Source organism: Candidatus Pelagibacter communis, assembly GCF_001180225.1.
Lineage (GTDB): Bacteria > Pseudomonadota > Alphaproteobacteria > Pelagibacterales > Pelagibacteraceae > Pelagibacter > Pelagibacter ubique_D.
Genome location: NZ_CVST01000061.1, coordinates 1 through 1158, shown reverse-complemented (window position 1 = coordinate 1158; position 1158 = coordinate 1). Strand labels below are relative to the sequence as shown.

Annotated in this window: 1 protein-coding gene and 1 pseudogene; both read left to right on the top strand. The window is 30.8% G+C overall.

What is annotated here, in order from left to right; translation table 11 throughout:
• Window positions 1-746 (top strand): heparin lyase I family protein (locus AMN99_RS04945; RefSeq protein ID WP_218836795.1); only part of this gene is annotated, 746 nt, incomplete at its 5' end.
• A 61-nt stretch (window positions 747-807) separates the two neighbouring features.
• Window positions 808-1158: pseudogene (locus AMN99_RS04940) on the top strand (EamA/RhaT family transporter); the annotation flags it as partial.

Here is a 1158-nt window from a genome sequence, read left to right as displayed (position 1 = left end):
GGAGTAGATGGGGAAGACCTGGTTTTGCACAGAGATTTCAAATGCAGGAGCCGTACAAGCACACTACAAAGAAAGGTAAAACGAAGTGGTATAGAATTGGTTATTTCATTGATAATGATGTGAACACTGAAAAACATACTCTTTCTTTATTCGACTTTAAGATGATTTATGGCAAACCCGAAAAAGCAGTTGGACCAACTCTTGCTTATAATAATAATAAATTTCTTTGGATGTTTAATGGTCCAAATTATAGAGTTATAGATAATGAAGTAGGTGAGCAATATTACTTTGATGGCATTGCTATTTCTTTGGATGAAAAATTTCAAGCTATGAAAGGAAAATGGGTCAACGTTTTAATAAATGCTAAATGGGCTGAAGATGGGTTTTTACATTTATGGATAGATGGAAAATTAAGATCGAGTTATTTTGGAGATGTATTAGGTGGTGCTTCAAGGGTGAGATTTAAATTTGGACCTTATAGAAATTATATGACTGATGCAACTGATGCAGGTTTAACAATACAAGATGCAATCATTAGGTATTCAAATGTTGGCAAGGCAGATGCTTGTGATGAGTTATGGAGTGGTTGTGATCAAATTATAGGTCAACTTACAAATGAATCTCAAGTTAATGGTATCTTAGGTGCTTCACTTTGCAAACCAGCTGGTACTGATAAAGAAGGCACTTGTAAAGATTTAGGTTATCCAAAAAATCAAAGACCATTGAATAATATTGATGTTAATTAAGTAGTGCTCTGATTTTTATTTCAGTTAGATTTTTTTAATTAAAATGTATATAGGCACTCTCATGCCTGAAAAAAAATTAAATAATGAATTACTTGGTATCGTTTATATGGTTATTGCACAGTTTTCATTTGCTACTAACGATGCATTAGTTAAACATATTTACCAAAGCTTTGATGAATTAGCGGTTTTAAATCAGATTATTTTTTTAAGAGGAATTTGTTGTCTAATATTTATAGGAATATTTTTAAGTATTAAAAACCAATTTAATTTAAAAATAATATTTTCTTCAAACAAACTAACTTTAAGAGGAATTTTAGAGGCGTTAGCTGCTGTTGGGTTTTTTATAGGGGTTGCAAAATTACCTTTTGCAATGGTTTATATTTTATTGAGTTTAGCTCCAATCATAATGACA